This is a genomic window from Arthrobacter sp. UYEF20 (assembly GCF_040546335.1).
In the GTDB taxonomy this organism is placed as follows: Bacteria; Actinomycetota; Actinomycetes; order Actinomycetales; family Micrococcaceae; genus Arthrobacter.
The window spans coordinates 1-3,440 of the sequence record NZ_JBEPNP010000059.1 but is presented as its reverse complement, the minus strand read 5'-3'; the positions used below and the strand labels follow the sequence as shown (position 1 = coordinate 3,440).

Here is a 3,440-nt window from a genome sequence, read left to right as displayed (position 1 = left end):
GATCGAGGACAACATCCGGACCCGGATCCAACCAGGCACCTGTGCCCGGACCCCGGCCCAGACCCCGGCCGGGATCCCGAACTGGAACTGCCCCCCGACCCCTTCCCGGACTGGCACCAATTCACCGCCTGGCACCCATTGCCCGTCACAGACATAGACGATCCGGGCTGGCCAGCGCCCCTCGACGACCCCTCCCCGGAGTGGCTCTTGTTTCTCACAGCTTCAGACAGCGGCTAGCCCGCCCAGGCCAGGCTAGGCAGGGAGAAGGCAGGGAGAAGGCAGGGAGAAGGCAGGGCAGCGTTGTACCCGGGAAGATCCGCTGGTTGGATCCCTGTTCCGAGCAGACGTTCAAGTGACCAGGATGCCGGTACACGAGTTCGCCAGCTGAGTTCGCCGGCTGAGTGTCCCGGCGCTCCACATCGTTAGGGCCGGCGCCGCACGAGTCCGAAAGTTATAGTCTCAGTCGGCCCGGCAGGGCGCAGACCTTTCGATAGAACTGCGTGCAGACGTGCAGAAAGGCTCCGGCGTCATCTCGTCATCGCCCGTCCCAAGCGAGCCGCATTCGGCGGCGATCCAAGGAGACAGCTCCGGGTCCGGAAATACACGAAACCCAAAGCTGTCTCCTGAATCTCTGGGAGACAATCATGTATTCCGGATTTTAGCGCTTGAGGTTGCCGAGCTCCTGGAGCACTTCATCGGACGTGGTGATGATGCGGGCGTTTGCCTGGAAGCCGCGCTGAGCGACGATCAGGTTGGTGAATTCCTGCGAGAGGTCCACATTGGACATTTCCAGGTTTCCGCCGGTCAGGCTGCCCATGCCGGGGTCGCCCGCCGCACCCAGCTGCACGCCGCCGGAGTTGCCGGTGGCCACATAGGACGAGCCGCCGGACTTCTCCAGGCCCGCCGGGTTGGTGAACTTAGCGAGTGCGATCTTGGCGAGGACCTGCTTGATGCCGTTGCTGAAGGATCCGATCAGGGAGCCGTCGTTGCCCAGCGTGTAGGACTCGAGCTTGCCGACGGCGGCGCCGTTCTGGCCGCTGACCGCCAGGGAGCTCATGCTGGCGTAGCCGGAGACCTTGGAGACGTCGATGGTGATCGCGTTGGCGCCTGCGCCGATGGTGAAGTTGCCGCCCGCAGTGGGCAAGCCGGCCGCGTACGTCACCGAACCGTTGGAGGTGGTTCCATTGTCGGTGGCGGCCATGTTCCAGGTGCTTCCAGCCTTGGTGAAGGTCAGGGCCACGCTGCGTTCGGCGCCAGCGGCGTCGTAGACCTTGACGATGCGATCGAGCTGGGTGCCGTCGGCGGCGTCGCTGGGCAGGTTGCCGTCCAGCGTCACCGTGCCCGTTGCCTTGGCAACCATGGTGTTGGGGTTCAGGGTGATGTCGCCCACCGGGGCACCCGCGTTGATCACACCGTTGGTGGCCGTCCAGCCCTGCAGGATGCCGCCGTCGGGGCTGACCAGCTGGTTGGCGGCGTCGGGGCTGAACGCGCCGGCGCGGGTGAAGAGCTGGTTGCCGCCCTTGCTGGTCACGAAGAACCCGTCGCCGGAGATCATCATGTCGGTGCCACGGCCGGTGCTCTGCGAGGAGCCCTGGGCGAAGTTGGTGCTGACACCGGCAACCCGGACACCGAGGCCGATCTGGGCGGGGTTGCTGCCGCCAGCCTGGGCCTGCGGGCCGGTGGCACCCTGCTGCAGCTGCGAGAGGGTGTCCTGGAACTGGGTGGAGGACGCCTTGAAGCCGGCCGTGTTGACGTTGGCGATGTTGTTGCCGGTAACGTCCAGCATGGTCTGGTGGGCGCGAAGGCCGGAGATTCCGGAGTACAGCGAGCGGAGCATGGGAACTGCCTTTCTACGGTTGAAAAACTACTTAGGAAGCGGCCGGAGCAGTGAGCCCGGTGATGGAATCAAGAGGGATGGAGAGGTCGCCGACCTTCACGGTGGGTACCGTTCCGGCGTAGGACACCGAACTGGCGATGCCGGTGCCCGTGGTGCCGTCTCCGAGGGTGTAGCCGACGGAATGGCCGATCATTTGGGCGGCGGCCGAGCGCATCTGGAGGGAGAACCCTTCCTTGCTGTTGGTGGTGAGCTCGGACATCTTCTCCATCATGGAGAGCTGGATGGTCTGGCTCATCATCTGGTTGGTATCCATCGGAGCACTCGGGTTCTGGTTCTTGAGCTGTGCCACCAGGAGGGACATGAAGACATCCGAATCCATGGTCTGCACGGGTGCCCGCACGGCGGCTGCCTTGGCGGTCTCCCCCGCGGCCGCGATGGGCTGGGAGGCGATGGGAAGAATCGTCATGAGTCGCTTTCCTTCGTGTCAGACAAGAATGTCGAGGGTGGTTTGTGGGCCGTTCAGGATTCTGGCGTTGCGTACGGCCGACTCGTCGGCCAGCGCATCCCAGCGGTGTCCGCTGCGCTGCTCGCCGGTGACGTTTCCGCCGCCCGGGCTGGAACCGCCCTGGCTTCCGCGGCCGCTGCCGCCCTGGCCCGCATCCCGGCCGGGGTTGTCCTGGCTTGATCCGCCCGGCCCGCTGCGGTCAGAGACGTCGAGGCTGGCTCCGAAGCCGGAACCTGCAAGTTCCTTGCGAAGCTCGGGCAGGATCCCCCGGATCGCCCCGCGCCCGGCATCTCCTGGGGCGAAGAGCTCGATCCGGACACCGGCGGCATCGATATGAGCCCGGACCGTCAGCGGACCCAGGTCCTCCGGCGACACCTTTAGGGTCATGATGTGCTCTCCGTGCGGCGCCCCGGCCAAGGTGAAGAGCGGCTTGGCCAGCTGGGGCTGGAGAGTGGCCGCGGGCTGGGAAGGTGTGTTCGGCGCTGGCTGCGGCGCGGCTGAGGGCGCCGGGGAATGCGCCGGAGCCGGCGTCGGCTGTGCTGTCGCGGCACCTGTTGCCACCAGCGCGTCGGCCGTGGCCGTGGCGGTGGCGGCGTTGCCGGCACCGGGTGCAGGAGTCGCAGGAGGCGTGCTGCCGGCGGGATCCACGCCGGCCGGGGTCTCCGGCAGGGCGATGCCTGCGGTCGCATCCGGAAGGGCGACGCCGGTCTGGGTGTCCGATATTGCGGCGGCACTGGCGACCGCCTGCGATGCAGCCGCGGGCTGTGGCTGTGGCTGGGGCGCGGTGGAAGAATTGGCGGCCGCTTGCGTTCCCGGACGCGCTGCACCCTCGACGGGAGCTGAACCGTTTGCTGCGGCCGGGCTGGCCGGAACCGCTGCGGCCGGGCTGGCCGGAACCGCTGCGGCAGGGCTGGCCGGAACCGTTGCGGCCGGCGGGGCGGTTGGAGAGGGTGGCACCGCGGATTCCGCCGGCGAGGCAGCAGCCGCCGGTGTTGGGGGAAGTGCGGTCGCCTGCGCCCCTGGCGTCGGAGCAACCGTGGTGGGAAGGACGGTCGAGGCCGGCGTGGCGGTCAGCGAAGTTGCGGGAAGCGCGGTCGC

General features: G+C 67.5%; 3 protein-coding genes. All 3 read right to left on the bottom strand.

From position 1 onward, the window contains the following. Positions 1 to 658 precede the first annotated feature (658 nt). Positions 659 to 1,837 (bottom strand): flagellar hook protein FlgE, encoded by a 1,179-nt coding sequence (locus tag ABIB26_RS23595; protein ID WP_354248630.1) that lies wholly within the window; start codon positions 1,835 to 1,837, stop codon positions 659 to 661. Between the two features lie 31 nt (positions 1,838 to 1,868). Continuing rightward, a complete protein-coding gene (locus ABIB26_RS23590) occupies positions 1,869 to 2,303 on the bottom strand; it encodes a flagellar hook assembly protein FlgD (RefSeq protein ID WP_354248628.1) in 435 nt (144 codons plus the stop codon). Between the two features lie 18 nt (positions 2,304 to 2,321). Next, on the bottom strand, positions 2,322 to 3,440 hold a 1,119-nt coding region (locus tag ABIB26_RS23585; protein WP_354248627.1), incomplete at its 5' end, for a flagellar hook-length control protein FliK.